Below are 23,856 nucleotides of genomic sequence, written 5' to 3'. Positions count from 1 at the left end.
ACTTCACGATCCGTCGTGTGGAGGCAGATGTTCTTCATGGCGATCGTCGCGCGCGCGCTCGACCTCGAAGAGCTCGATCGTCCCGTCGCGGCCGCGGATCGGGACGGAGCCGCGCGGGACCCAGGGCACGTCGTCCTTCGTGAGGTCGAAGATCGCGCGGCTCGCCATCACGCACGACCGGGACGGATCCCGTGCATGCTCCTGGATGCGCGACGACACGTTCACGGCGTCGCCCACCACGGTGTACTTGAGGCGCTCGCCCGTGCCGACCGTGCCGAGCACGACCTCGCCGGCGTGGATGCCGATCCCCATGCGGAGCTCCGGGAGGGCCAGCGTCGAAAGCTCGGCTTGCATCGCGAGGGCGCACCGCACGACCCGCACGAAGCCGCCCGAGGTCTCGGGAAATACGGCCAAGATGCCGTCTCCCATGAGCTCGATCACGTCCCCCTGGTGGTCCGCGACGACCTTCGCCATCGCGTCCGCGTACACGTTCAAGAGGTCGAGCACGTCGCGGGGGCTCCGCTTCTCCGAGAGCGTCGAGAAGCCGCGGAGGTCGGCGAAGAGCACCGCCGCGAAGCACTCGCGCGCCTCGATCACGGCCTCGCCCGAGTCGTTCCGGAGGCCGTCTCGCGCGAGGGAGGGGACGTAGCGCTCGAGCGCGAGCTTCTGGCGGAGCCCCTCGAGCATCACGTTGTACGACGACGCGAGCGCGCGGACCTCGCGTGGGCCTTCGGTCGTGTCGGCCGGCGGACCGAGCTCGCCCTTCGCCACGTCGCCCATGCGGGCCGTGAGGGCCTCGATGGGGCGTGTGATGCGGCGCGCGAGCCTCTGGCCGACGAGCACCGCGACCACGAACGCGAGCAGGCTCGCGCCGAGCGCGAGGGGAAACGACCGGGCGACGAGGGCCTCCATGCGCTGCGGACGCACGCCCACGCCGACGATCGCGAGCGGCGCTCCGTCTCGCGCTTTGACGAGCGCCGACGCGTGCACGATCCACTCACCCGCCTTGGCGCCACACGCGCCGTCGCGGAGGAGCTTGGCCTCGACCGCGTACTCGAGGCCCGCGTCGCGCTCGGTCCCTACGTCGATCATCGGGGCGAGCTTGCCCTCGAGCGGCACCGCGGCGAGGACACGGTCCGGGGCGCGGGCGTCGGTGACACGCACGTAGGCGACGTCGCTCGAGTGCCGAACGAAGCGCTCGAGGGCCCGCTGGAGCTCCCCCGGGTCGAGGGCCTCGGCCCCGTCGCGGAGGGTCGCGAGGTCGGTGGCGACGCCCACCGCCTCGAAGTGGGTCTCCCCGTCGAGGGCGCGCTTCAGCGACACGACGTGCGCGACCGACAGCGTCGACACGACGACGAGGGCGACCAGCGCCGCGAACCCGAGGAGCTGGGCGCCGAGCGCCGTCGCGGGCGGCTCGGAGCGCGATTTCGCCATGGGGTTCGAGGGTATACGATGCCGGGCCATGAGCGGCGAAGAACGCGACACGACGACCGCCGAGGGCGCGCCGCCACCCTCGAGGGTCACCTTGGGTACCATGACCTTCGGCGGCCGAACCCCGAAGGCCGAGGCCCTCCGCCTCGTCGCGCGCGCGACGGAGCGCGGCGTCGTGCGCGTCGACACGGCCAACCTCTACGAGTCGGGCCGCAGCGAGTCCATCGTCGGCGAGGCGATCCGCGGCAAGCGCGAGCAGGTCTTCCTCTCGACCAAGGTGGGCGCGGCGCGCGGCCAAGGCGGCGCGGAGGGGCTCTCGCGCGAGCGTGTGCTCGCCGCGTGCGACGAGAGCCTGGTGCGGTTGGGTGTAGAATGCATTGACCTGTACTTCCTCCACCTGCCCGACCCGAAGACCCCGATCGAGGCCACGCTCGAGGCCGTGGCCCGCCTCCTCGAGGCCGGGAAAATCCGCGCGTACGGGCTCTCGAACTTCGCGTCCTGGCAGGCCCTCGAGGTCGTGCACGCCGCGCGTTCGATGGGGCTCCCCGGGCCCTCCCGCGCGCAGATGCTCTACAACGTGCTCGTGCGCCAGCTCGACGTCGAGTACTTCGCCTTCGCCGCGCGGTACGGCCTCCCCGTCGAGGCCTACAACCCGCTCGCCGGCGGGCTCCTCACACCCAAACACGCGAGCCCCGAGGCCGACAAACGCGGCTCGCGCTTCTTCAAGAACGGCCTCTACGAGCGGCGCTACTGGTCCGAGGCCTTCTTCGCACGCCGCGACGCGCTCTCCCGGCTCGCGGGGGAGCACGGCGTGTCTCTCGTGCACCTCGCGTACGGCTTCCTCGCCGCGCGCCCAGGTCTCGCGGGCGTGTGCATCGGCCCGGCGACCCTCCCTCAGCTCGACGAGGCAAAGGACGCCCTCGCGACCCCGCTCCCGGCCGAGCTGCTCGCGGAGATCGAAAAGTTGCATCTTGCATGGATGGGCACCGACGCCCGCTACGCGCGCTGAGCCGAGAGAGACACCCCATGGACCTGCCCTACGATCTCGACGCCGCCCTCGCGCACTACCGCGAGCACGGCTACGCCCGCCTCGGCAGGCTCTGCGACCCCGAGCGCCTCGAGGCGATGCGCGCGCGCATCGACGCCATCATGATGGGAGAGGTCGCCTACCCGGGGCTCTTCTTCCAGAAGGACACGGACACCGGCCGGTACGAAGATCTCTCCTACGGCAAGGGGTTCGAGGGGCCGACCCTCGAGTACAGGAAGGTCGAGAAGCTCGAGAAAGACCCTGTTTTTCTCGAGTGGATCGCGCACCCCATGTTCGAGCCGCTCGCCCGCACGGTCTACGGGGGGGACGTGACCCTCTACCGCGCGCTCGTCTTCAACAAGGCCGCGCGCACCGGCGGCTCCGACCTCCCCTGGCACCAAGACGGCGGCGACTTTTGGGGCCTCGATCGCGAGCCGGGCCTCCAAGTGTGGACCGCCCTCGACGACGCGCCCCTCGGCGGCGGGTGCCTCGAGATCGTGCCGGGGAGCCACGCTGCGGGCCTCGTGACGAAGCTCGGCGGCGTCGTGCCCGACTTCGCGGTCGAGCGCGAGAAGCCCGAGGCTCGGAGCGTCATGGTGCCCGCCGAGGCCGGCGAGGTCGTGCTCGTGCACAACCACGTGTGGCACCGCACCTCGCGCAGCACCACGGGCAAGCCCCGCCGCGCCCTCACCGTGTGTTACCTCGACGCGCGCACCGAGTGCCGCAGGAAGAAGCGCGCCCCCCGCGCGTTCTTCAAGGTGTTCCCCCGCGCGTGACGCCGCCCCGCGGGCCTCAGGTCCGCTCGACGATGCCGACGTACGGCAAATTGCGGTACTTTTCGTTGAAATCGAGACCGTAGCCGACCACGAACTTGTCCTCGATCGTGAACCCCAAATAGTCGACCGGCACGACCACGCGGGCCCGCGCGGGCTTGTGGAGGAGCGCCGCCACCTTCACGCTCCGCGGGCTCCGCGTGCGGAAGAGATCCATGAGGTAAGCGATGGTGAGCCCGGTGTCGACGATGTCCTCGACGATGAGCACGTCGGCGCCGTCGATGGGGCGCGAGAGGTCGTTCGTGATCTGCACGACGCCGCTCGTCTCGGTGCCCTCGCCGTACGACCGCACGCCCAAGAAGTCGATGCGGCACGGCACCGTGATCTCCCGCATGAGATCGGCCGCGAAGATGAAGCTCCCCTTCAAGATGGAGACGAGGACCAGGTTCCGGTCCTTGTAGTCTTCACTTATCTTCGCGCCGAGCTCCTTCGTGCGTGCGCGGAGGGTATCGGCGGAGATCATCTCGACGAGGCGCTCGGTCATGCGAGGGATATCGCGCCGGCGCGCCCCGCCGTAAAGGGGAAAGGAGCACGCGCCGCGCATGCTTCGCAAATTCCCGTAACTACGATGGATCTTGCCGCGCGTTACTGCGCGGTCCAGCCGCCGTCCATCGTCCACGCCACGCCGCGCACTTGGGCGCCCGCGTCGCTCGCGAAGAAGAGCACGATCTCGGCGAGCTGGGCGGCCGTCACGGGCTCGCCCGAGGGCTGCTTCTCCGAGATGAGGAGGCGCTTCGCCTCGGCGTAGTCGAGCCCGTCCCGCTCGGCGCGGGCCTTGATTTGCGCCTCGACGAGCGGCGTCATCACCCAGCCCGGGCAGAGCGCGTTGCACGTCACGTTGGTGCGCGCGTTCTCGAGGGCCGTCACCTTGGTGAGGCCCACGATGCCGTGCTTCGCCGCGACGTACGCGCTCTTCTCGGCCGAGGCCACGAGCCCGTGCACCGAGGCGACGTTCACGATGCGGCCCCACCCGCGCTTCTTCATGTTCGGGAGGGCGAGGCGGGTCGTGTGGAAGGCCGCCGTGAGGTTCACCGCGAGGATGTCGTTCCACTTGTCGACCGGGAAGCTCTCGATCGGGGCGACGTGCTGGATCCCCGCGTTGTTCACGAGGATGTCGACGCCCCCGAGCTCGGCCTCGGTGTAGGCCATCATCGCGGCGATCTCGTCCTCGCGGCGGAGATCGGCCCCGTGGAAGCCGACACGCGCGCCCGCCTTGGCGAAGCGCGACACCTCACCGATGGGGCCTTCGGGGTTGCCGAAGCCGTTCAGCACGACGCTCGCGCCCTTCTCGGCGAGGGCCATGGCGATCGCGAGGCCGATGCCGCTCGTGGAGCCCGTGACGAGGGCGGTCTTCCCGTGGAGCATCACGACACCTCCGCGCCGTTCGCCGCGACGCCGTTGGTCGCGCCGTTCGCCAGCAGTTTCGCCTCGGGGGCCTTGTCGTGCTCGCGCACGAACTCGTGCACGACAGGGAAGATCTTCTCGCGCCACTTCGAGCCGCTGAAGATGCCGTAGTGCCCGACGCCCTGGGCGAGCACGTGTTTCTTCTTCTCGGGCGGGATCGCGTAGCAGAGCCCGTGGGCGGCCTCGCTCTGGCCGATGCCGCAGATGTCGTCGAGCTCGCCCTCGATGGTGAGCAGGGCCGTCTTCGTGATGGCCTCGGGGCGCACGCGCTCGCCGTCCACGTCCCACGTGCCCTTCGCGAGCGAAAACTCCTGGAACACGGTCTTCACCGTGTCGAGGTAGTAGGCCGCGTCCATGTCGAGCACGGCGTTGTAGTCGTCGTAGAAGCGCTCGTGCTGGAGGCTCCCGGCCTCGCCCTTCGTGCCCTTCATGAGGTCGAACCAGTAGTCCCAGTAGGCCTCGGCGTGGCGGCTCGGGTTCATCGCGACGAACGCCGTGAGCTGCAAAAAGCCCGGGTAAACGCGCCGACCCGCGCCCGCGAAGGCCTTCGGCACCTTGTGCACGAGGCGCTTTTCGAACCACGAGAGCGGCTTCTTCGTCGCAAGCTCGTTCACCTGGGTCGGGTTCTTGCGCGCGTCGATGGGGCCGCCCATGAGCGTGAGCGAGCGCGGCGTGTCCTCCCCGCGGGCCGCGAGCAGGGCCACGGCGCCGAGCGCGGGCACCGTGGGCTGGCACACCGCGATCACGTGGATGTCCTTCGCGCCGAGGTGCCGCATGTAGCGCTCGAGCGTGTGCACGTAGTCGTCGAGGCGAAATTCGCCCGCCGACACCGGCACGTCGCGCGCGTCGATCCAGTCCGTGATGTACACGTCGGCCACGGCGACGAGGGAGCGCACCGTGTCACGGAGCAGCGTGGCGTGGTGGCCCGAGAGCGGCGCGCACACGAGGATCTTCGGGTCGCTCTTCAGCTTCTCGGCCACGGCGGGGTCGTCCGTCGAGCGCGAGAACCGCACGAGCTCGCAGAACGGCTCCTCGAGGATCACGTCCTCGGCGACGTGCACCTCGCGCCCGTGCGCCATGACGCGCTCGATGCCGAACGGCGGCTTCTCGAACCGCTTCGTCAGGCGATGGACGATGCCTTGGTTGGCGCCCACCGTGCGCGCGAAGGGGAGCTTCGCGTAGGGGCTCGTGGGGTCGCGGAGCGTGGACGAGACCACACCCGCGATCTGGGCCATCGGGTCGAGGAGGGAACGCTGGAGCTCGTGGAGGCGGTAGAGCATGGGAAGCACTGGGCCGTACTATGTGCACCTGCAACAATTTGTGCAATGCAAAATCGACCAATTGCCGCATGGAAATGCGAATGTGCGACAAGGTGCGCTGCGAAGCGCGCTGCGCTGCACAATCGGCCACGTGCGTCCGGCTCACCCCTCGCGCCGTGGTTTGCTAAGCGGTCCTCATGAGCGAAAAGCGCCTCCTCTTCCTCGAGAGCCTCGTGCAAAAGGGCACCGACGACCCCATGGCCTACTACGGCCTCGGCATGGAGTACCGCACTCGCGGCCGCGTCGACGACGCCCTCAAGGTGTTCGGCGATCTCCGCCAAAAGAAGCCCGACTACGTGGCCATGTACCTCATGGTGGGCCAGATGCTCGCCGAGGCCGATCGCAAGCCCGAGGCGCGGACCTGGCTCGAGGACGGCATCGCGTGGGCCAAAAAGACCGGCAACAGCCACGCCCTCGGCGAGATGGAGTCGGCGCTCGGCACGCTCTGACGATCGCGCGCGCCCCGCGCTACTTGCCCGTCTTGGTCACGCCCGCGTCGCCGCACACGCCCCACGGGTTCCATCCGCCGTTTTCGCACACGAAGAGGTCCTCGCACCCGCAGCACCCCTTCGTGCACGAGAGCGCGAGGCCGAGGCTGCAGTCGGGCGACTGGAGGGGCAGGCAGCCGGGGCCGCCGTTGGCGCCGGGCGGGACGACGAAGCCCGAGTCCTGAGCGGGCGGAGCGCCGTCTCCCTCGGCGGGGGGCGGGGCCGTGTCGGGGAGCTCTTGGCGCTTCGGGCAGGTGCGCTCGAGGGTCCACGTGCCGTCCTCGTTGCAGAGGTACACGGCCTCGCACGCCGGATCGGTGCACGCGACGCCGCGCGCGCGCGGGCAGCCCCCGGCCGGAATGTTGCGGCACGCCTGCGCGGGAGGGGAGTCGTCGCGGCAGGCGAGGAAGAGCCCGCCGCCGAGCCCGGCCACCCCCAAGACGAACAGAACCGCGAGCGCTCGACGCATCACGCCCCTTACTCAGCACGAAGCCGCCCGCCCGTCGAGCCGTGGGCGTGATCGGGCGTGGAAAATCCCTCGTTCGGGCGCGGATAAGGTAGCGTTTCGCGCATGCGATCTCTCGTCCGCCTCGCCGTCCTCGCCCCTGCCGCGCTCGTCGCCGTCTTCGCCGCGTGCGGAGGCAGCACGGTCAAGGCCCCGGACCCGCAGCCCGCCGCGAGCTCCGCGCCCACCCCGTCGGCCGAGCCCACGAGCCCCGGCTCCACCACGACGCGCGTCGAAGAGGACGCGGGCCTCGGCCAGAAGCTCGAGACGAAGAGCGACGGCCGCTCCGCCGAGGACATCGCCGCCAAGGTGCGCGCCAAGAAGCCCGAGACCCGCGCCTGCTACGACAAGGTCGCCTCCAAGAACCCCAAAATCGAGGGCGACGTCGACGTGAAATTCGTCATCGACCCGCAGGGCAACCTCACCGACGTGGCCGTCGATCCGGCGCACACCAACGTGGGCGACGAGGCCGTCGGCAAGTGCCTCGTCGACGTCATGAAGACCCTGAAATTCCCGCCCAGCGCCAAGGGTCTCGAGACGCGCGCGCACTACCCGTTCAACTTCAAGCGGAACCTCGACCAGTTCCGCGCCGCCCGCGACGCAGGCATCATCCAGCAGTAGGTGCCCCACCCGGCCGGCGCGCGTCGCCGAGCACGCCCACGGCGCTCGGGTCGGCATCCTCCAGCAGGAGGTGCCCCACCCCGCCGGCGCTTCGCGCCGTCGGCCCTCCCCAAATCGCGGCTCCGCCGCTCAGGGGAGGGCCCCCCGACACCCTCAGCCCGCCTCGAGGTACGGCTCCCACTCGGGAAAACGCGTCTCGGTGGACATCACGAGGTGCGTCGTGAGCGCCCACCGCGGGCGCACGGGCTTCTTCAAGAGGCGCATGTTGGCCTCCTCGGGCGTCTTCCAGCCCTTCTTCAAATTGCAGGTGCGGCACGCGATGACGAGGTTCTCCCACGTGTCTCCGCCGCCCCGCGAGCGCGGCTGCACGTGGTCGATGTTGAGGTCCCGCGTGGGGGGCCGCTTCTGGCAGTACTGGCACTGAAAATCGTCTCGGATCATGAGGTTACGGCGCGTGAGCCGAATCGCCAGCCGGGGCGTGCGCTCGTACCGCACGAGGTGCAAGACCCGTGGGATCCGCAGCGCGCCACCGACGATGGGCAGGGCGTCGTCCGAGGCGCGGACCGGGAGCGCGCGCCACCTCTCGAAGTCGCACGGCTCGCCCGACTCGTCGAGCGCGTGGGCCGCGCCGCCGTAGAGCAGCACCATGCCGCGCTTCGCGGTGGTCATCTGCACCGGCGCAAAGTAGCGATTCAGGACGAGGACCGGCTTGGTAAGGACGTCGCTCACGGCACGCACCTCGAGGAGAAGCTCCGACAGGCTCGGAGGGCCCACAGGAAAACGTAGCAACGCCTCGAAGAAATTCGAGCGGAGGCCCCGGGTGGACGGGGGCCCGGGAACGCCCTAAGCTTTCGGAGCCATGACCGAGCCCAAGGCGCCCGACACAGAGTCCCCCGACGACGGCCACGAAGTCCCGGTGCGCCGCCGCCGGCGCGACGAGCCCTCGGGCGGAGCGAGCACCCGCAAGGGCCTGCTCGTCGTCATCCCCCTCGTCATGGCGGGCGCGGCCATCGTTGCGCTCGTGTTCTCCGGGATGGAGGGCAAGGGCATCTACTCGAAGCCGGTCGACGAGCTCGTGAAGAACCGGTCCACGTACGCCGGCCGCGCCGTCCGGGCCGAGGGAAACCTCGTGCACGGCACCCTGAAGAAGCGCGATCAGCCGTGTGAGTACCGCTTCACGATCGAGAAGAACGGAGTCGAGGTGCCCGTGCGCTTCGCCCAGTGCGTCGTGCCCGACACCTTCCGCGACGTGCCCGACATGGACGTGGCCGTCACCGTCGAGGGCGAGCTCCAGCCCGACAACAGCTTCGAGGCGACCACCGTGCTCGCCAAGTGCCCCAGCAAGTACGAGATGAAAGAGCGCCAGAAGAACGGCGAAAAAGCGCCGCACAACGCGCCTCCCACCATGTGAGCGGGCTCCGCCCCTCGACGCGAGCCCTCCCATGACCGCGCCCATCCCGTGGATCGCCCACTTCGCGGCGACGAACGGCTTCAAGTACGAGCCGAGCCCCGACGAACGTTGGCTCCGAGTCTGGGAGCCGTTCGCCACGCTCCGAGTGCCGCTCCGCTACGAGCACGCCCTCTCGGCCACGGGAGACATCGGGTCGATCACGATCGCCCTCATGATCCACGAGGTGCCGGCGCCCGCGCTGCCCTCGGGGGTGAGGCCGGTCGCGGCCTGGGTGGCCATCGCACAAGATGTTAGAATCAAAGCGAAATTCGCCATCGTGAGCGACCGTCAGCTCGTCTTCGGGGAGCCCCTCGACCTCGTCTCCATGCCTCGTCAGAGCGGCGGAGACGCCTGGTTCGATGGTGTCTTTGCGACCTTCGGCGAGAGCCGCGAGGCCGTCGCCGAGGGCCTCACCCCGAGCCTCAAGAAGCTCGTCATGGGCTGGCAAACCCCGCTCCACGCCGAGGTGCGCCCCGGAGGGTTCATCTTGTGCGCGAGCGCCCTCCCGCCCGATCACGGGGGCCTCGCGTGGCTCGCCGACGCCGCGACTCGCTTCGGCGACAAGGCCACGAAGGTCCGCGCGGGCACGTAAGCCACGTGCTGCGCGTTTTGGCCCGTGACCGTGCACGGCGAGGCGCGGTATCGTGGGGGCCTTCCGCATGGCTTCCCCTCGTCGCTCGTCGCTCCGGTCCACTGCTCTCGGCGCGCTCACCGCGTTCGCTCTCGTCGCCGCCGTCGAGGCGCGCGCCGAGGCCGCGGACAAGATCACGTACCCCGCGGCGTGCACCGAGGTGAAGCCCTCCGAGGCCGAAGAGGCGCGAAAGTCGTTCGTCGAGGGCAAGACCAAATCGGAGCAGGCCCTCTACGCCGAAGCGCTCTCCGCGTACCTCACGGCGTACCGAAAAGACTGCAGCCGCCACGGCTTTCTCCAGGTGATCTCGGGCGTGCTCGAGCGCCAGGGCGAGTACGACGAGGCCGTGCGCGCCCTCGAGCTCTACCTCGCGAGGCAGAACCTCGCGCCCGCCGATCGCGCCCCCATCGAGACGCGCGTCGCGAACCTGCGCACCGCCGCCGAAGAGAAGCGAAAAAAGGCCGCCTCCGAGGCGCCGAAGCCGGGCGTGACACCTGCCCCGGAGACCAAGACCGAGGTCGTCACCGTCCGCGAGCACACCGCCGGCCCGTGGGTCGTCATGGCGAGTGGCGTCGTCGCGATCGCCACGGGCATCGTCCTGCACGCTGCGTCTCCTGTGCTGCCAGCGAGCTGCGACGGAGACACCCAGAAATGCTACGGCCTCGATTCCGCTGGAAACCGTATCGATACGAGCAAGGGCAATATCAAGCTCACGCCGGAGCAGGAGGCTCAGCGCGATAAGGACCAGGACAGCGCTGCTGCAGGCGTCAACATGCGCACCGGCGGCACCGGGACCATCATCGGTGGCGCCGTGCTCGTCGTCGGTGGTCTCCTCTGGCACTTCCTCGAGCCCACGGGCCCCGTCGAGAAAACTTCTTCGCTTCCTCGCCCCGTTCCCGTCATCGGAAGTGGGTATGGCGGTCTCGTGCTCGGTGGTCGGTTCTGAGGTGACGAGGCCCGTGGCTCCCCAGGCGCGGGTCCGTCTCGTGGCGCGCGCGCCCGCCGGGGGAGACATGACGCTCGTCACGATCGAGCCGTCCCCCGATCTCGTTGCAAAGTACACACGACCGGGCCAGGTGCTCGTCGTGAGAGACCCCGAAGAGGCGTACTTCGCCCTCGCCGCGCCGCCCGGAGCCCCGCTCTGGGCGCTGCTCGTCCGCGACGCGGGGACGACCGCGAAGCACCTGATCTCCGCGCCCCTCGGCGCCTCGATCCCCGCTCATGTGCCCGATTTTGCAGGGTTTTCAAGGCCCGTTGGAGAGCCGGGCGCCGTGCTCCTCGTGGCCGTCGGGAGCGCCCTCGGGGCCGTGCGAGGCGTGTACCTCGCGCTGTCCGAGGCGGGCCGCGCGAGCGACGTGACCCTCGTGCTCGGTGTCCGCACGCCGAGCCTCGTGCCGCTCGAGGGCGAGCTCGCGTCGCTCGTGCGAGAGGGGGCGCGTGTGGTCGTGTGTTTGTCCGACGAGCCCGCCGCGCCGATGCCTCCCTTCGAGGTGCGTGACGGCCTCGTCCAAGCGGCGGTCGACGCCGAGCTCACCGCGAGGCCGGGGCACCACGCGGCGGTGTTGGTCGCAGGCCCCAAGGCCATGATGGACGATTTTCGCTCACGCGAAGAGGCCTTCGGCGTGCCCGTGCTCGCGAACGCCTGAGCGCGCGCGCGTGGCTCGAGGCCGCGTCTTTTCCCTGCCGTGGGGGCCCGTGTCGGGTACGCTCCTTGGCCGTGGGAGCTCTCAAACAATCCACCGCCAAGGGCGGCAAAGAGGAGCTTCGGGCCTCCGTCCTGAAGCCGTACCTCCTGCGCCTCCGCTCCGAGAAGGGCGAGAAGGGCGTGCGTCAGCTCTTGAACGGAGCCGGCATCGACCCGGCCGCCGCCGAGAACGAGACCTCGTGGCTCTCCGTCACGGCCGTGCGCCGCGCCCTTCGGGGCATCGTCTCGGTGTTCGGCGAGGATGCCCTCCGAAAACCCGGCGAGTGGGCCACGAGCCCCGAGGCCCTCGGCACCCTCGTGCGCATGCTCCGCACGGCCGAGCACCCGGTGGACGCGTACCGGTTCCTCGCCCAAAACTACAAAGAGATCACACGCATCGCCGTGTACGAGCTCGACGAGACCGCCGGCGGCAAACAGAAGGCCGGCGCCAAGAAGTCGACGATCTCCGAGCTCCGTGTAGCCTACAAGCTTCGCCCCGACGCGATCGAGGACGGCATCGACGCCGACGCCGCCGGGGAGGACGTGCTCTGCGCCGCGCGCGAGGGCCAGCTCTCGTCGTTTCCGCGCATCTGGGGCCTCGACGAGGCGACGATCACGCACGAGAGCTGCCTCGCGAAGGGCGGCGATTCGTGCATCTATCACGTATCGTGGCAGGCCTCTCGCCCGGCGCGTGGAGCGCTCGCGGTCGGCCTCGCGGCGGCGGTGCTCGTGGGCGCGCTCATGGCCGTCGTGGGTGGCATCCCGGCCGCCATCCTGGGCGCGGTCTTGGGCGGCGCGCTCGGCGCGGGCGTGGGCTTCTTCTTCGACCGCACGAAGGGCGAAGAGGCGCTCCGCGTGTTCGAGAAGAACCGCATCAAGGCGCTCGAGCGTGGCCTCGATCTCCGCGGCGAGACCGCGCCCCAAATGCAGGGCGAGCTCACCGGCACGGTGCTGGGCGCCAAGTACAAAATCGGGCGAAAAATAGGCTCCGGCGGCATCGGCGTCGTGTACGCGGCCGAGCACACCTCGCTCGGTCACGAGGTCGCCGTGAAGGTGCTCCGCGGGGCCGCCGCGCGCGACGGTGGCGAGATCGCGAGGCTCCGTCGCGAGGCCCACATCCAGGTGCACATCGAGCACCCGAACGTGTGCCGCGTGCTCGACCTCGACCAAATGCCCGACGGCTCCATGTACGTCGTCATGGAGCGGCTCCACGGGAAGTCGCTCGCCGACAAGCTCTCACGCGACTACGTCGTCACGCCGGGCTTCGGCATCCCCATTTTCATCGACGTCTGCCGCGCGCTCCAAGCCGCCCACACGAAAGACGTGGTCCACCGCGATCTCAAGCCGGGCAACATCTTCTTGTGCGACGACGGCCACGCCAAGGTGCTCGACTTCGGCATGAGCAAGCTCACCTCGGCCGAGTCTCTCACGCAGCAGGGCTACACGCTCGGCACCCCCGAGTACATGGCCCCGGAGCAGTGCATCGGCGCTCCCGTCGAGCCGCGCACCGACCTCTACGCCTTCGGTGTGCTGATGTACGAGGCGTTCACCGGCGAGCTCCCCATCCAGGCGCCCTCGCGGCGTGAGCTGCTCGACATGCACCAGCGCCAGGCTCCCGAGCCGATGCGCACCCGTCGCCCCGACCTCGACATCCCGAAGGCCCTCGACGACCTCGTGCTCCTCTGCCTCAAGAAGAAGGCCGTGGATCGCCCGAAGGACGCGGCCGCCCTCGAGGCGATGCTCGCGGCCATTCCGCTCGAGGGCCTCCCCAAACAGTACCCACCCGGCGTGGGCCGCAAAAAAGCCTCGCTCCCCGTTCCTCCGGTCAAAGACCAAGAGGACCAGGGAACGATGACCAAGGTCGACGCGGCGCCTCCGAGCACCCGCGACGAGCCCAAGGCCTGACCCCTCGCGCAGAAGGGGACGTCAGAAGATCGCGACCACGGGCTGGGGCGATTTCCAGCCCGGAGGCTTCCAGCCCGGGGGCCTCGGGGAGGGGTTGCCCGCCAAGACTCGGGTCGCTTCTTCGCGGAGACGCGCCGCGACGACGCGGTGAGATGCTGCCGAGGCGCGGGCTTCGGCGGCGTCCCTGTCGAGGTCGGCGGCGTCGGCGAGGAGCTCGACGCGAGCCCGCCCCGTGAGCTTTTGTGCGCGGTCTCGGAGGAGGATGGCGCGCGCCGAGAGCGTCTTGGCCGAGACGAGCAGCTCGTCGGCCTCGCGCTCGTTTTGGCTCGCTTCACGAAGGAGGCGGTCGGCCTGTTCCCGCGTCGAGACGGGGCGTTGAGGCGGTGGGGGCTCGGCGCCGCCGCAAGCGAGGGACGGGGCCGAGACCGACAGGAGGCAGAGGAGCGCGGCGGAGAGCACGGCGAGGCGTGGGGCTTTGCGCATGGGAGGTCCTAGACGCGCGGGTCCACGCGACGATCTCGACCCTCGACGATTTTTTCCTCCCCGCGAGGCCGTTGCTGGCCATGCGCTCAGGGCACGGGCGTGTTCCAGCCGCCGATGTCGGTGACCAAGCGGTCGGCCTCGACGGGCCCCCAGCTCCCAGGCTCGTAGGGGAGGGGGGCCACGTCGCCGCCGATGACGGGGTCGACGATCGCCCACGCGGCCTCGACCACGTCCTGGCGCGCGAAGAGCGTCGCGTCGCCCGCCATCGCGTCGCCCAAGAGGCGCTCGTACGCCTCCATGCGGCCGTCTTGGCCCTGCGCGGGCTCTTCGACCACCGAGAGCTCGACGGGCGCGCCGATCATGCGCTCGCCATGCTGTTTTCGGCGCGCCCCGAGCGCGATCGTGACCTTCGGCGCGAGCCGGAAGCGAAGGTAGTTGCCCATCGTCGGCGCGGCCTCTTTGAACACCACCTGAGGCGGGTTCTTGAGCTCCACCATCACCTCGGCGCACGACATCGCGAGCGATTTTCCGGCCCGTACGCAGAACGGGACGCCCTCCCACCGCCACGAGTCGACGTACATGCGCAGCGCCGCGTAGGTGGGCACCGTCGAGCTCGGGGCGACTCCCGCCTCGTCGCGGTAGCCACGGAACTGCCCGAGCACGGTGTCCTCGTGGCTCATCGGGCGGATCGTGCGCAGCACCTTGGCCTGCTCGTCGCGGATGGCCTCGGCGTACGTGCTCGAGGGCGCCTCCATGGCGAGGTAGCTCACCATCTGGAGGAGGTGGTTCTGGATGACGTCGCGCACCACCCCGGCCTCTTCGTAGAAGCGCCCGCGCCCCTGCACGCCGAACGACTCGGCGAGTGTAATCTGCACGTTTTCGACGTACTGCCGATTCAGGATGGGCTCGAGGAACGCGTTCGCGAACCGGAAATACAAGATGTTTTGGACGGCCTCTTTGCCGAGGTAGTGGTCGATACGGAAGATGCAATCCTCGGGGAAGGCCGTGTGCAGCGTGTGGTTCAGGGCCCGCGCCGTGCCGAGATCGCGCCCGAAGGGCTTCTCGACCACCACGCGCGCGTTGGTGGTGCAGCCGGCCTCGTGCAGCCTGTGCACGACCGTGGGGAACATGCTCGGCGGGATCGCCAGGTAGTGAATGGGCCGCGAGGCCGTGGCCAGTTGGGTGCGGATCTGCTGAAAGGTGTGCGGGTCGTTGTAGTCGCCGTCGACGTACCGGATGTGAGACGCGAGCTTCGTGAAGGCCTCTTCGTCGAGGCACTTGGCGGCGACGAGGCTCTCTCTCGCCCGGTTCACGAGCATCTCGCGCGTGTAGCCCGCCTTGGCGACGCCCACGACGGGGATGTCGAGCCGGTCACGCTTCACGAGCGCCTGAAGGGCCGGAAAGATTTTCTTGAACGCGAGGTCCCCCGTCGCTCCGAAGAACACGAACGCGTCGGACTGGGTGGTGTCGGGTCGTGTCAAAGTGCGCCTCCTCGCCTCATGCTACGCGCGACTTTTTCCGCGAGGGCGTCCTTTCGGTTATCCTTGAGCTCGTGGGCCTCGATCTCGACGGTGACGTCACGGGTGAAGTCCTAGGGGGCAAGTACCGGCTCGAGCGAAAGCTCGGTGAAGGCGGCATGGGCGTGGTGTTCGCCGCCACGCACCTCGTGCTCGATCAGCCCGTCGCGCTCAAGCTCTTGCGCAGCGAGGTCGCGTCCCACCCGGATATCGCCGAGCGGTTCCAGCGTGAGGCGCGCGCGGCGGCGGTCATCAAGAGCGAGAACGTCGCCCGGGTGCTCGACGTCGGCGCGCTCGACACCGGCGAGCCCTTCATGGTCATGGAGTACCTCGAAGGAGAGGACCTCGAGCGCGTGCTCGAGACCCGCGGGCCGCTCTCCTCCGACGACGCCGTGAAGGCCATCCTCGACGCCTGCCTCCCCCTCGCCGAGGCGCACGCGCTCGGCATCGTGCACCGCGATCTCAAGCCCGCGAACCTGTTCATGGCGCGTCAGCCGGGCGGCCGCGTCGTGCTCAAGGTGCTCGATTTCGGCATCTCCAAGGTCAAGAACGACACGAAGAAGCTCACGGCGACCTCGGTCATCATGGGCACGCCGTACTACATGTCGCCCGAGCAGATCCGCTCGGCGGCCGAGGTCGACGCGCGGAGCGACGTGTGGGCGCTCGGTGTCATCTTGTTCGAGCTCCTCTCGGGCAAGCTCCCGTTCTCGGGGGACAACGCCGCGTCGATCATCGCCGCCATCTCGATGGATCGCGCCCAGCCGCTCGGAGAGGTGGTGCCCGGCGTGGACGAGGGCATCGCCCGCGTGTGCGAAAAGTGCCTCTCGAAGGACCGCGACTACCGCTACCGCGACGTGGGCGCGCTCGCGCGTGCGCTCCTCCCGTTCACCCAGGACGAGAGCGCGAAGGCGCGAGTGTCTCAGATCGAGCGTGTGCTCGGGCGCAGCGGAGACGACCCCGCGCTCGGCACGGCCGAGACCGTGCGCCCACCTTCCCTGGTCGATGCCGAAGAGCGGGCCGCGCAGCCCGTGGTCACGCAGGTCGCGCCGTCTCCGAAGCTCGTCGTCTCCGATGAGGACGGTCCGACGCCCAAGGCCATCGAGGTCCGCGACGCCGAAGAGGGCAGCGTGCGCGGCGTCACGGCGATCCCGGTCACCCCTCGCGCCTCGCGCAGCCCGCTCGTGGTGGGCGCGGCGCTCGCGGTCGTGGCGCTCGTCGCGGCAGGTGGGCTGGCGCTGAAGAGCGTCGGGGATCCGGGGCCCGTGAGCGCGCCGTCGAGCTCCGCCAGCGTCGTCGCCGAGCTCCCTCCGAAGCCCTCGGCGTTGCCCTCCGCGACCACCGAGCCCTCGTCGTCGCCGAGCGCGCTCGTCGCGTTGGTCCCGTCCGCGGCGCCGGCTCCCTCGGTGTCGTCCGCGCCCGTCGGCCCGAAGGTCGACAAGGCCCCCAAGGTTCCCGTGCCCGCCAAGTCGGCCACGGCGTCTCCCGTCGCGTCGGCTCCCCCGGCGCCCTCCCAAGCTGCACCGAACATTCACACGATGAGCGGGCTCAAATGAAGAACGTTGCCAAAATATCGATTGTTTTCGCGCTCTTGGGTGCCATGGGAGCGGCCCGCCCCGCCCTCGCCGCCGACCCTGCTGCGCCTGCGACCGAGCCCAAGCCCGCCGAGTCGACCCCGGCCGGGGCCTCGCTCGGCGACACGCTCACCGGCATGGCCAAGGCCGACTACGTCGCGGCGCGTGTGCTCTACCAAGACGGCGACTTTGCCTCGGCGCTCGTGAAGTTCGAGAGCGCGTTCGCCGCGTCGAAGAATCCGCTCCTCCTCTGGAACATGGCCGTCTGCGAGAAGTCGCTCCGCCACTACGCCAAGATGCTCGGGCTCCTCGAGCGTTACCGCGTCGAGGCGCGCGACAAGCTCACCGAGGCCGACACGAAAGAGGTCGACGGGCTCGTCGAGAGCGTGAAGGCGCTCGTGTCACCGCTCGACCTCACGACCAACGAGGCGGGGGCCGACGTCCTCGTCGACGGGCTCGCGTTCGGCACGACGCCCCTCGAGAAGAAGCCCCTCGTCGACGTGGGCGAGCACACGATCACCCTGAAAAAGAAGGGGTTTCGTGAGAGGACCGAGCGCGTGAAGGTGGCCGGAGGCGCTCCGCTCGTGCTCGCGTGGCCCCTCGAGCGCGAGGTCCACGAGGGCACGATCTCGGTGCACGCTGCCCCGGGCGATGCCATCTTCGTCGACGGGAAAGCCGTCGGCACGGGCGCGTACGTGGGCAAGGTCCCGAGCGGCGGTCACACGCTGCGCGTCACCGCGAAGGGCTTCCGCGCGCACACGGGCGAGGTGCTCGTGCAAGACGGCGAGACGCGCCGGGTCGACGTGACCCTGGAAAAAGAGGCCTCGGGCATCCCCGCGTGGGTGTGGGTCGCCGGCGGCGTGGTGCTCGCGTCGGGCGCGGCCGTCGGTGGCTACTTCATCTTCAAGCCGGGCGAGGCCCAGCCCCAGGTCATCGGCACGATGGACCCCGGCACCGTGCAGGCCCCGCTCCTCCGGTGAGGCGGACCGTGAACGGAGCGTCGTTCGCGCGCGCTCACTGTCCGTCGCGGAAGCGCACGACCGCGGTGTCGCTCAGGTAATAGGCCACGTCTCCGTCGACCTTGACCTCGTTGTATGGGCTCGAGCTGTCGACCGACTCGGGCCGCTTGGGTCCCGGGGGCTCCCCTTGTTGGAGCTGCCGAATGCGCGAGAGCCCTGTGGAGGTCGCCACGTAGACATACTGGCTGTTCACGGCGAGATCGAAATAGACGCCCGCTTCAGTGCGGTCCGCCCCTCGACACTCTGGCGACGTCGGGCAGTCGCGAACGACTGTGCTGCCGCCAACGCTCCCCTGGATCCAGTAGTAGAGCGGCGAGTCGGCGACGATCGCGAGCGGGGTCGCGTTGTCGACGGCGACGTCTTTGCTCGTCGTCGTCGAGCAAGCGCTCGTGGTGCAACCGCCGACCTCGGTGCCGTGGATGTAGGCGACGCCGTTGCCCGCAGAGAGCTTTCCGGGCGCGGGCGCGCCGAACGACCTGATCGGACGAACCACGTCGCACTTGTCGAGCGCGCTCATCGAGCACGAGCCGAGCTGGTTGTCACCCATCAGGAGCAGCTCCTTTTCGAGGGCGACGAGGTCCCACATCAGGGGCGGAGCTCCCGGGAACGCGACGGGTTTTCCGACCGCGCACGCGCTCGACGTGTCGGCCACCTCGACGGCTTGAGCTCGGTTGATCGCGTAGATCGCCGCCACCGGATCGGTGTTCGTCCGCTGAAACGGGGAAATTACACCGATCTGGCTCGTGAAGCTGGCCTCGCACCGCAAACCCGCCTCGCTGCAACTGGCTGCGTCGCACGAGAGCACCTTGCTGCCGGTTCCCTCATCGACGACGAAGTAGAGGCGGCGCGCGTTGGGTGGGCCGGCGACGCGGAGCGAACGCGGCTTCCGGACGGGGACCGACTTCCAGTTCGGGTTTCCACCTTCGGCCGCGGTGCCCGCGTCCTCGGTCGGCGTGGGCTTCGTGACTGCGCTCCACGCGCCGCACGTGGGGGTACGGTTCGTCTTCGGCGAGCAAGAACGTGTAGCATACACGCGAAGGCGCTCTGACGTTCCGGCGATGCCTTTGGCGATGCGGGTGCACACGGCGCGTGGCAACGTGACGCGGCTGCCTTGCAGCTCGAAGCCGGATTTTCCCTGGTCGAGCGGGACGAGGAAAGGCCCCGTTCCGTTCGGGCCGGTGCCGATCCCGGTCGCCCTGTCTTCGGGCTCGAGGGCCACGTTCCTCACGCCGTCGAGGGTGAACGCGCAGGCCGAGCCGTCGTCGACCGGGGTGACCGCCACGGTCTGCACGGCCGAGAAACACGACTCGGTCGAGAAGCAGCTCCCGCCCTGGCCTTTGTCGTCGCCGCCGCCGAACACGTTCTTTGCGTCGTACGGGTCGTCGAGGGGGAACGAGTCGGACGGGACACACGAGCCCGCCGAGCACGTCTGACCCGCGGGGCACTGGTTCTCGGCGGCTTGGCGGATCTCCCCTTTGACCGACGACTCGCCGGCGCAGAGCCACTCGATGGGCATCTTCATGCCCGCGACGCGACCCTTCGGGATCTTGGTGACGACCTCGCGGAGCACGACGGGCTTCGTGCCCTTCAGCGCGATGAGCTTGATGGTGACGGGCTCGTCTTTTTCGCCCTCGACCACGCCGAACGTCGACGGGAGCTTCACGCCCGTGGGGCCGACGTTGTACTGCTCCTCGAAGAGCGTGCGGCCGCTCGACGTGATCGAGAGCACCACCGCCGACACGTCCTTCGGGACCGACATGTCGGTCTGGAACGAGAGCACCACCTCGCCGGGTGGGTCTTTGGTGCACGCCACCGACACCCCGACCGCCCCCGCGAGCACCCCAGCCGCGATCACACCGCGTAGCCTCATGCCGACCCCTGAAGCAAAGGCAGGACGATCTGTCCGCCACCTCGTAGGGTGCCACATCGCCCCTTCGTGTTCGAGCTTTCTCGGCGCCGTCGCCTCGCGGCCACGGCATCGCGTCGCGTCAACCGGGCTGGCGCTCCACGGTGAGCTCGCCGTCGCGCTCGCGCACGCGCCGGTAGCCGAGGGTGTGGAACACGTCGAGCGGATAGAAGCGGGCGATCTTCGTGTCGATCACGAGGCGCGTGGGGCGCTCGCGGTCTCGCGCGACGCCGGGGAGCCAGTCGATGAACCTGTCGAGATCGAGGCTCCGCAACGCCTCCGAAGCGACGAGCCTCGCCGTGCTCACGGCGCGCCCCCAGAAGAAGCCGTCGGACCCGAGGCCCTGGTAGAGCGGCAAGAGCACGAGCCCGTTCGCCGGCGCGCGGATCTCGCCGCGTTTGTCGCGGGCGAGGAGCTGGCCCTCCTTGGCGTGATCGAGGTTGCGGAAGCCGGGCTCCATGACGAACGCGTCGCTCTCGGCGATCGCGTGGCGCCGAACGACCTCCATCACACGAGGGAGGTTCCCACGCCGGCTCTCGAGCAGCGCGAAGGCCGTGCGAGTCTCGGGGATTTGGCCCGCGCGGAAGATGCCCGCCGCCTGCGCGGCCAAGAGCAACACGGCCTCGAGGTTGTCGATCGAGCCGGGATCGTCGTGCTGGCCACCCTCGATCGTGAACGTGACGCAGCCGTGCCGCGTCCAGTACTCGGAGAGCACGCCGTCGACCTGCTCCTCGAGGCCGAAGATGATCGGCACGGGCAGCTCCGACACGAAGTGCCGCTGCGGGAGCGTGTCTCCGAAGATGACGAAGGGCACGCCGTGGGCGCTCGTCGTGTGGAGATCGATCAAGAAGACGGGGCCGCGTGCTTCGTCGATCGCCCCGCGGATGGCCGACAGGAGCTCGAGCTGCTCGCGGTCCTCGGAGTCGAGTGAGGGCTCGTCGTGCCCGCGTGCCTCGAGGTCGTGGATGTGGGCGTCGACCCAGACACGGTTCATGTCCTTCGCGACGTAGCGGACGTTCTTTCGCATCGCCGCGAGGTTGCCGCCGAAGAGCACGAGGTCACCCCGAAGCTCTTCGTGGGCGAGCCGCTCGAGCACGCGCCGCCCCGCGACGATCCCGGCCGTCTCGTTGCCGTGGATCCCGCCGATCGCGATGACGGTGGGCCCGGGGCGTTTGCCGTGCAAGTGCCCGATTTTGCGGGATATTTCGAACGGCTTGGGGGCGTCTTCGTGGCTCACGTCCGGGTCCTCCTGCGCGGGTGCGTGGATGGAGGCTCGACGGGCCCGACCTGACCTTCGAGCAGGTCGGCCGCGATCTCCATGAAGTCTTCTTCGGTGATGACGCCGACGAGGCTCCCGTTCTGCACGACCGGCAAGCACCCGATGCGGTGGCGCCGCATGAGCGAGATGGCCTCGAGGGTCTGCGAGTCGGGGGACACCGTGACGAGATCGTTGCGCATGATGTCGGCGACCGCGGCCGTGTCCTCTCCGCGCGTGGGCAGCTTGGCTTGTTCGGCCATGTGCCGCAGCACGGCGCGCAGCGACACGAGCCCCACGAGCTTGCCCTGCGCGTCCTCGACGGGGAGGTACCGGATGCGCTCCCAGCTCATGAGGTCGGAGACCATCTCGACCGAGTCGTCCGGTTGGACGGTGAGCACGTCGGTCTGCATGTAGTGCGAGACCTTGTTGTACCCGGTGCGCTTCGGGAGCACCTCGTCGAGGCGGGCGCGCTCCCACTCCGACACGGGTTTTCCGCTCTTTTGGCGGTCGATCGTGGCCGACACGAGCGCGGCGAGGCGCTCTCCGTGAGACCCCTTCGACTGCATGCCCGCGAGCGACTGGAGCATCCAGCGAGAGCCCGTGCGCAAGGAGCGCACGCGGCGATCGACGATGCCGAGGTACTTCTTCGCGTCGGCGTCGTCGACCCCGGCGCGGGCGAGCCCGGCCTCGGCGAGGGGCAAGAGTCGATCGGCCACGAAGGGCTGCGCCACCACCTCTTCGCCGTCGAGCCACGTGAAGCGAGCCGTGAGCCCGTCGCGGGCAGCGGCGTAGAAGTTCGCCTGGGCGAGGTCGAACTCGAGCCGTGAGGGGAGATCCTCGATCGTGGCGCCGAGCTCGGTCATGAGGCCGAGCCAGAAGGCAGCGTTCGCGACCTCGTCGACGATCGTCGGCCCTGCGGGGAGGCAGCGGAGCTCGATGCGGAGGTGCGGCTTGCCGTTCTCGGAGATGCCATAACACGCGCGGTTCCACCGGTAGATCGTGCCGTTGTGGAGCCGGAGGGCGCGGAGCTCGGGGATTTTCCCGGCGTCGAGCGTGGCGAGCGCGTCCTCTTCTTCTTCGGTGCCGACGAGGGGCCGGAACCGCATGACGTTCTCTTTGAAAATGTCGAGCACGCTGTTCCGCACCCAGCCCTTGCCGAAGTTCACGCGCGCGGTGCGCTCGCGGAGGTGGTGGCTCGGCGCGCGGATGTCGCACGACTGCTCGAAGAGCGCGATGCGCGTCTCGGCCCAGAGCCGCTTGCCGAAGAGCGTGGGTGAGTTCGTGGCGACGGCGAGCGTGGGCGCCAAGAGGAGCTGCGCGATGTCGTAGAAGTGGGCGAAGCGCTCGGGCTCGGCCACCTGGAGGTGCACCTGGAAGCTCGCGTTGCACGCCTCGAACATGATCGAGTCGTGTTTGAGCATGAGCTCGTCGATGCCCTTGATGCTGAGATCGTAGGCCTCGCCTCGGGCCGCGTTCATGACGCGGTTGATCGTGAGATAGCGCGGGTTCGGGACGATGTTGTCGAGCCCGAGGTCGCTCTGCTCGATCGTGGGCAAAATGCCCACCATGACCGGCTGAATGCCGATCTCGGCGCAGCGCTTCTGGATGTTGCCGTAGAGGTCGCCGAGCTGCCGCTCGAGCTGCGCGAGCCCCTTGCCCGCGAGGGGCTGAGGGTCGGCGTTCAGCTCGAGGTTGAAGCGCCCGAGCTCGGTCGTGTAGTGCGCGGGATCGGCGAGCCGCACGAGCGTCTCGAGGGCCATGGGGGCACACCCGAAGGTCGCGTCGACGAGGAACATCTCCTGCTCGGCGCCGATGCGTGACACGCCGCGCTCGAACATACCGCCCGACAGCATCCGCTCGAGCCCCCGGAGGTCGCGGAGCACCTGACGCATGTACCTGCGCCGCTGGTCGCCCGAGAGATCTCCGGAGATCGACTTGTGCTCGCGGGTGTCTTCTTTGCGCGCCTCGTTCTCCATCGGAGCTCCCCTCATTCGGTCCACTTGCCGAGGATCTTCGGCATCATGGCGCGCCACGTCACCCAGTCGTGGTGCCAGTCCGGGCCCCACGACTCCACGTAATTCGGAATGCCCTTTTCACCGAGCACCTTGGCGAGCCAGAAGCTCTCGCCGATGTCCTCCCATTTGCCTTCGCCGGTGGCGATGTGCACGTAGCGCGTACGGAGCACGTCGAGGTGGCGCCCGGCGAGCGTGGGCACGAAGTGGAGGGGCGACGAGACGAAGAAGTAGTCGGTCGGGTGGTCGCGCTCCATCCACTTCATGATCCCGTACGTGCCGCTCATCGCGAGCGCCTTCTCGAACACGTCGGGGAAGCGGCACACCATGGCCGCGGCGTGGAAAGCGCCGATGGAAGAGCCGGCCGACCACACGCCGATGTCGGGCGATTTGCAGTCTTTCCGGATGGCGGGGACGACCTCGTGCCGCACGTACTGGTGGTACTGGTGCTGCATCCACATGCGGTGCTCGGGGCTCTTGTCCTTGTCGAACCAGGCCTTACCGCCGACGCTGTCGCACGAGTAGATCTTGATGCGCCCGGCGTCGAGCAGCGGGGCGAGCGCCTTGATCATCAAGAAGCGCTCGATCTCCTCGGCGTCGCCGCCGGCGGTGGGGAACACCAGCACGGGCTGCCCCGAGTGACCCCAGCGTGAGAGTGTGGCTTCGCAGCCGAGCCTTGCAGAGTGCCAGCGGGACGTTTCGTACGTCGTCAAAGTACCTTATTTTACCGGGCGGCATGCGCGCTTGCCAAGGTGCATTCAACGCACGGCGACGTTCTCCTCACGTAGGAGA

The 23,856-nt window shown here is 69.2% G+C and carries 23 protein-coding genes; 11 read left to right on the top strand and 12 right to left on the bottom strand.

Going from position 1 to position 23,856, the window contains the following annotated elements:
* Nucleotides 1-3: 3 nt before the first annotated feature.
* Nucleotides 4-1,434, bottom strand: coding sequence for a HAMP domain-containing protein (locus IPK71_36145; protein ID MBK8219189.1), 1,431 nt, complete (start codon nt 1,432-1,434; stop codon nt 4-6).
* Nucleotides 1,435-1,462: 28 nt separating this feature from the next.
* Between IPK71_36145 and IPK71_36140 the strand changes: the two genes are divergently transcribed.
* Together IPK71_36140 and IPK71_36135 are read left to right on the top strand one after the other, a co-directional pair.
* Nucleotides 1,463-2,440 carry an aldo/keto reductase gene (locus IPK71_36140; protein ID MBK8219188.1) on the top strand — a complete coding sequence of 326 codons (978 nt, stop codon included), beginning with the start codon at nt 1,463-1,465 and terminating at the stop codon, nt 2,438-2,440.
* Between the two features lie 17 nt (nt 2,441-2,457).
* A complete protein-coding gene (locus IPK71_36135; protein ID MBK8219187.1) occupies nt 2,458-3,234 on the top strand; it encodes a phytanoyl-CoA dioxygenase family protein in 777 nt (258 codons plus the stop codon).
* 16 nt (nt 3,235-3,250) lie between these two features.
* Here the strand turns inward: IPK71_36135 and hpt are convergent, their stop codons facing one another.
* From hpt to phaZ, 3 genes are all read right to left on the bottom strand, one after another.
* A complete protein-coding gene (gene hpt / locus IPK71_36130; protein MBK8219186.1) occupies nt 3,251-3,775 on the bottom strand; it encodes a hypoxanthine phosphoribosyltransferase in 525 nt (174 codons plus the stop codon).
* Between the two features lie 101 nt (nt 3,776-3,876).
* Nucleotides 3,877-4,659 (bottom strand): 3-hydroxybutyrate dehydrogenase, encoded by a 783-nt coding sequence (locus tag IPK71_36125; GenBank protein ID MBK8219185.1) that lies wholly within the window; start codon nt 4,657-4,659, stop codon nt 3,877-3,879.
* Nucleotides 4,656-5,975 carry a polyhydroxyalkanoate depolymerase gene (gene phaZ / locus IPK71_36120; GenBank protein ID MBK8219184.1) on the bottom strand — a complete coding sequence of 440 codons (1,320 nt, stop codon included), beginning with the start codon at nt 5,973-5,975 and terminating at the stop codon, nt 4,656-4,658. Before phaZ ends, IPK71_36125 begins: the two co-directional genes overlap by 4 nt.
* Nucleotides 5,976-6,151: 176 nt before the next feature.
* Here phaZ and IPK71_36115 point away from each other — a divergent pair, with 176 nt between their 5' ends.
* On the top strand, nt 6,152-6,463 hold the full coding sequence (locus tag IPK71_36115; GenBank protein ID MBK8219183.1) for a tetratricopeptide repeat protein: 312 nt from the start codon (nt 6,152-6,154) through the stop codon (nt 6,461-6,463).
* A gap of 19 nt (nt 6,464-6,482) precedes the next feature.
* Here IPK71_36115 and IPK71_36110 read toward each other — a convergent pair whose 3' ends face one another.
* Nucleotides 6,483-6,971 carry a hypothetical protein gene (locus tag IPK71_36110; GenBank protein MBK8219182.1) on the bottom strand — a complete coding sequence of 163 codons (489 nt, stop codon included), beginning with the start codon at nt 6,969-6,971 and terminating at the stop codon, nt 6,483-6,485.
* Between the two features lie 102 nt (nt 6,972-7,073).
* Between IPK71_36110 and IPK71_36105 the strand changes: the two genes are divergently transcribed.
* Nucleotides 7,074-7,628, top strand: coding sequence for a TonB family protein (locus IPK71_36105; protein ID MBK8219181.1), 555 nt, complete (start codon nt 7,074-7,076; stop codon nt 7,626-7,628).
* A 153-nt stretch (nt 7,629-7,781) separates the two neighbouring features.
* Here the strand turns inward: IPK71_36105 and IPK71_36100 are convergent, their stop codons facing one another.
* Nucleotides 7,782-8,297 carry an HNH endonuclease gene (locus IPK71_36100; GenBank protein MBK8219180.1) on the bottom strand — a complete coding sequence of 172 codons (516 nt, stop codon included), beginning with the start codon at nt 8,295-8,297 and terminating at the stop codon, nt 7,782-7,784.
* 190 nt (nt 8,298-8,487) lie between these two features.
* On the opposite strand from IPK71_36100, the gene IPK71_36095 reads away from it, so the two are divergent.
* The 5 genes from IPK71_36095 to IPK71_36075 all read left to right on the top strand — a co-directional run bounded on the left by IPK71_36095 (nt 8,488) and on the right by IPK71_36075 (nt 13,298).
* Complete coding sequence (locus tag IPK71_36095) at nt 8,488-9,039, top strand: cytochrome c maturation protein CcmE (GenBank protein ID MBK8219179.1); 552 nt, start codon at nt 8,488-8,490, stop codon at nt 9,037-9,039.
* A gap of 31 nt (nt 9,040-9,070) precedes the next feature.
* Nucleotides 9,071-9,670, top strand: coding sequence for a hypothetical protein (locus IPK71_36090; GenBank protein MBK8219178.1), 600 nt, complete (start codon nt 9,071-9,073; stop codon nt 9,668-9,670).
* Nucleotides 9,671-9,737: 67 nt separating this feature from the next.
* Nucleotides 9,738-10,655: a hypothetical protein gene (locus IPK71_36085; GenBank protein MBK8219177.1), complete on the top strand. Its 918-nt coding sequence runs from the start codon at nt 9,738-9,740 to the stop codon at nt 10,653-10,655.
* 13 nt (nt 10,656-10,668) lie between these two features.
* Nucleotides 10,669-11,355, top strand: coding sequence for an FAD-dependent oxidoreductase (locus tag IPK71_36080; GenBank protein ID MBK8219176.1), 687 nt, complete (start codon nt 10,669-10,671; stop codon nt 11,353-11,355).
* Nucleotides 11,356-11,426: 71 nt separating this feature from the next.
* A complete protein-coding gene (locus tag IPK71_36075) occupies nt 11,427-13,298 on the top strand; it encodes a serine/threonine protein kinase (GenBank protein MBK8219175.1) in 1,872 nt (623 codons plus the stop codon).
* Nucleotides 13,299-13,319: 21 nt separating this feature from the next.
* Here IPK71_36075 and IPK71_36070 read toward each other — a convergent pair whose 3' ends face one another.
* Nucleotides 13,320-13,781, bottom strand: a complete 462-nt coding sequence (locus IPK71_36070; protein ID MBK8219174.1) for a hypothetical protein — start codon at nt 13,779-13,781, stop codon at nt 13,320-13,322.
* Nucleotides 13,782-13,867: 86 nt separating this feature from the next.
* Entirely contained in the window at nt 13,868-15,262 is a 1,395-nt protein-coding gene (gene zwf, locus IPK71_36065) for a glucose-6-phosphate dehydrogenase (GenBank protein ID MBK8219173.1), read from the bottom strand.
* 71 nt (nt 15,263-15,333) lie between these two features.
* Here zwf and IPK71_36060 point away from each other — a divergent pair, with 71 nt between their 5' ends.
* Together IPK71_36060 and IPK71_36055 are read left to right on the top strand one after the other, a co-directional pair.
* The gene (locus IPK71_36060; protein ID MBK8219172.1) at nt 15,334-16,851 is read left to right on the top strand and encodes a protein kinase; all 1,518 of its coding nucleotides are present in this window, start codon (nt 15,334-15,336) and stop codon (nt 16,849-16,851) included.
* A complete protein-coding gene (locus IPK71_36055; GenBank protein MBK8219171.1) occupies nt 16,848-17,849 on the top strand; it encodes a PEGA domain-containing protein in 1,002 nt (333 codons plus the stop codon). Before IPK71_36060 ends, IPK71_36055 begins: the two co-directional genes overlap by 4 nt.
* A 34-nt stretch (nt 17,850-17,883) precedes the next feature.
* On the opposite strand, the gene IPK71_36050 is transcribed toward IPK71_36055, so the two are convergent.
* The 4 genes from IPK71_36050 to IPK71_36035 form a co-directional block, all read right to left on the bottom strand.
* Nucleotides 17,884-19,758: a hypothetical protein gene (locus IPK71_36050; protein MBK8219170.1), complete on the bottom strand. Its 1,875-nt coding sequence runs from the start codon at nt 19,756-19,758 to the stop codon at nt 17,884-17,886.
* 118 nt (nt 19,759-19,876) lie between these two features.
* Nucleotides 19,877-21,031, bottom strand: coding sequence for a succinylglutamate desuccinylase/aspartoacylase family protein (locus IPK71_36045; GenBank protein ID MBK8219169.1), 1,155 nt, complete (start codon nt 21,029-21,031; stop codon nt 19,877-19,879).
* The gene (locus tag IPK71_36040) at nt 21,028-23,052 is read right to left on the bottom strand and encodes a CBS domain-containing protein (GenBank protein MBK8219168.1); all 2,025 of its coding nucleotides are present in this window, start codon (nt 23,050-23,052) and stop codon (nt 21,028-21,030) included. The genes IPK71_36045 and IPK71_36040 overlap by 4 nt, the downstream gene beginning before the upstream one ends.
* Nucleotides 23,040-23,777 (bottom strand): hypothetical protein, encoded by a 738-nt coding sequence (locus tag IPK71_36035; GenBank protein MBK8219167.1) that lies wholly within the window; start codon nt 23,775-23,777, stop codon nt 23,040-23,042. Before IPK71_36035 ends, IPK71_36040 begins: the two co-directional genes overlap by 13 nt.
* Between the last annotated feature and the right edge of the window lie 79 nt (nt 23,778-23,856).

The organism is Myxococcales bacterium (assembly GCA_016712525.1).
In the GTDB taxonomy this organism is placed as follows: Bacteria; Myxococcota_A; Polyangia; order Polyangiales; family Polyangiaceae; genus JAAFHV01.
This window is presented reverse-complemented; position numbering and strand designations above follow the sequence as displayed.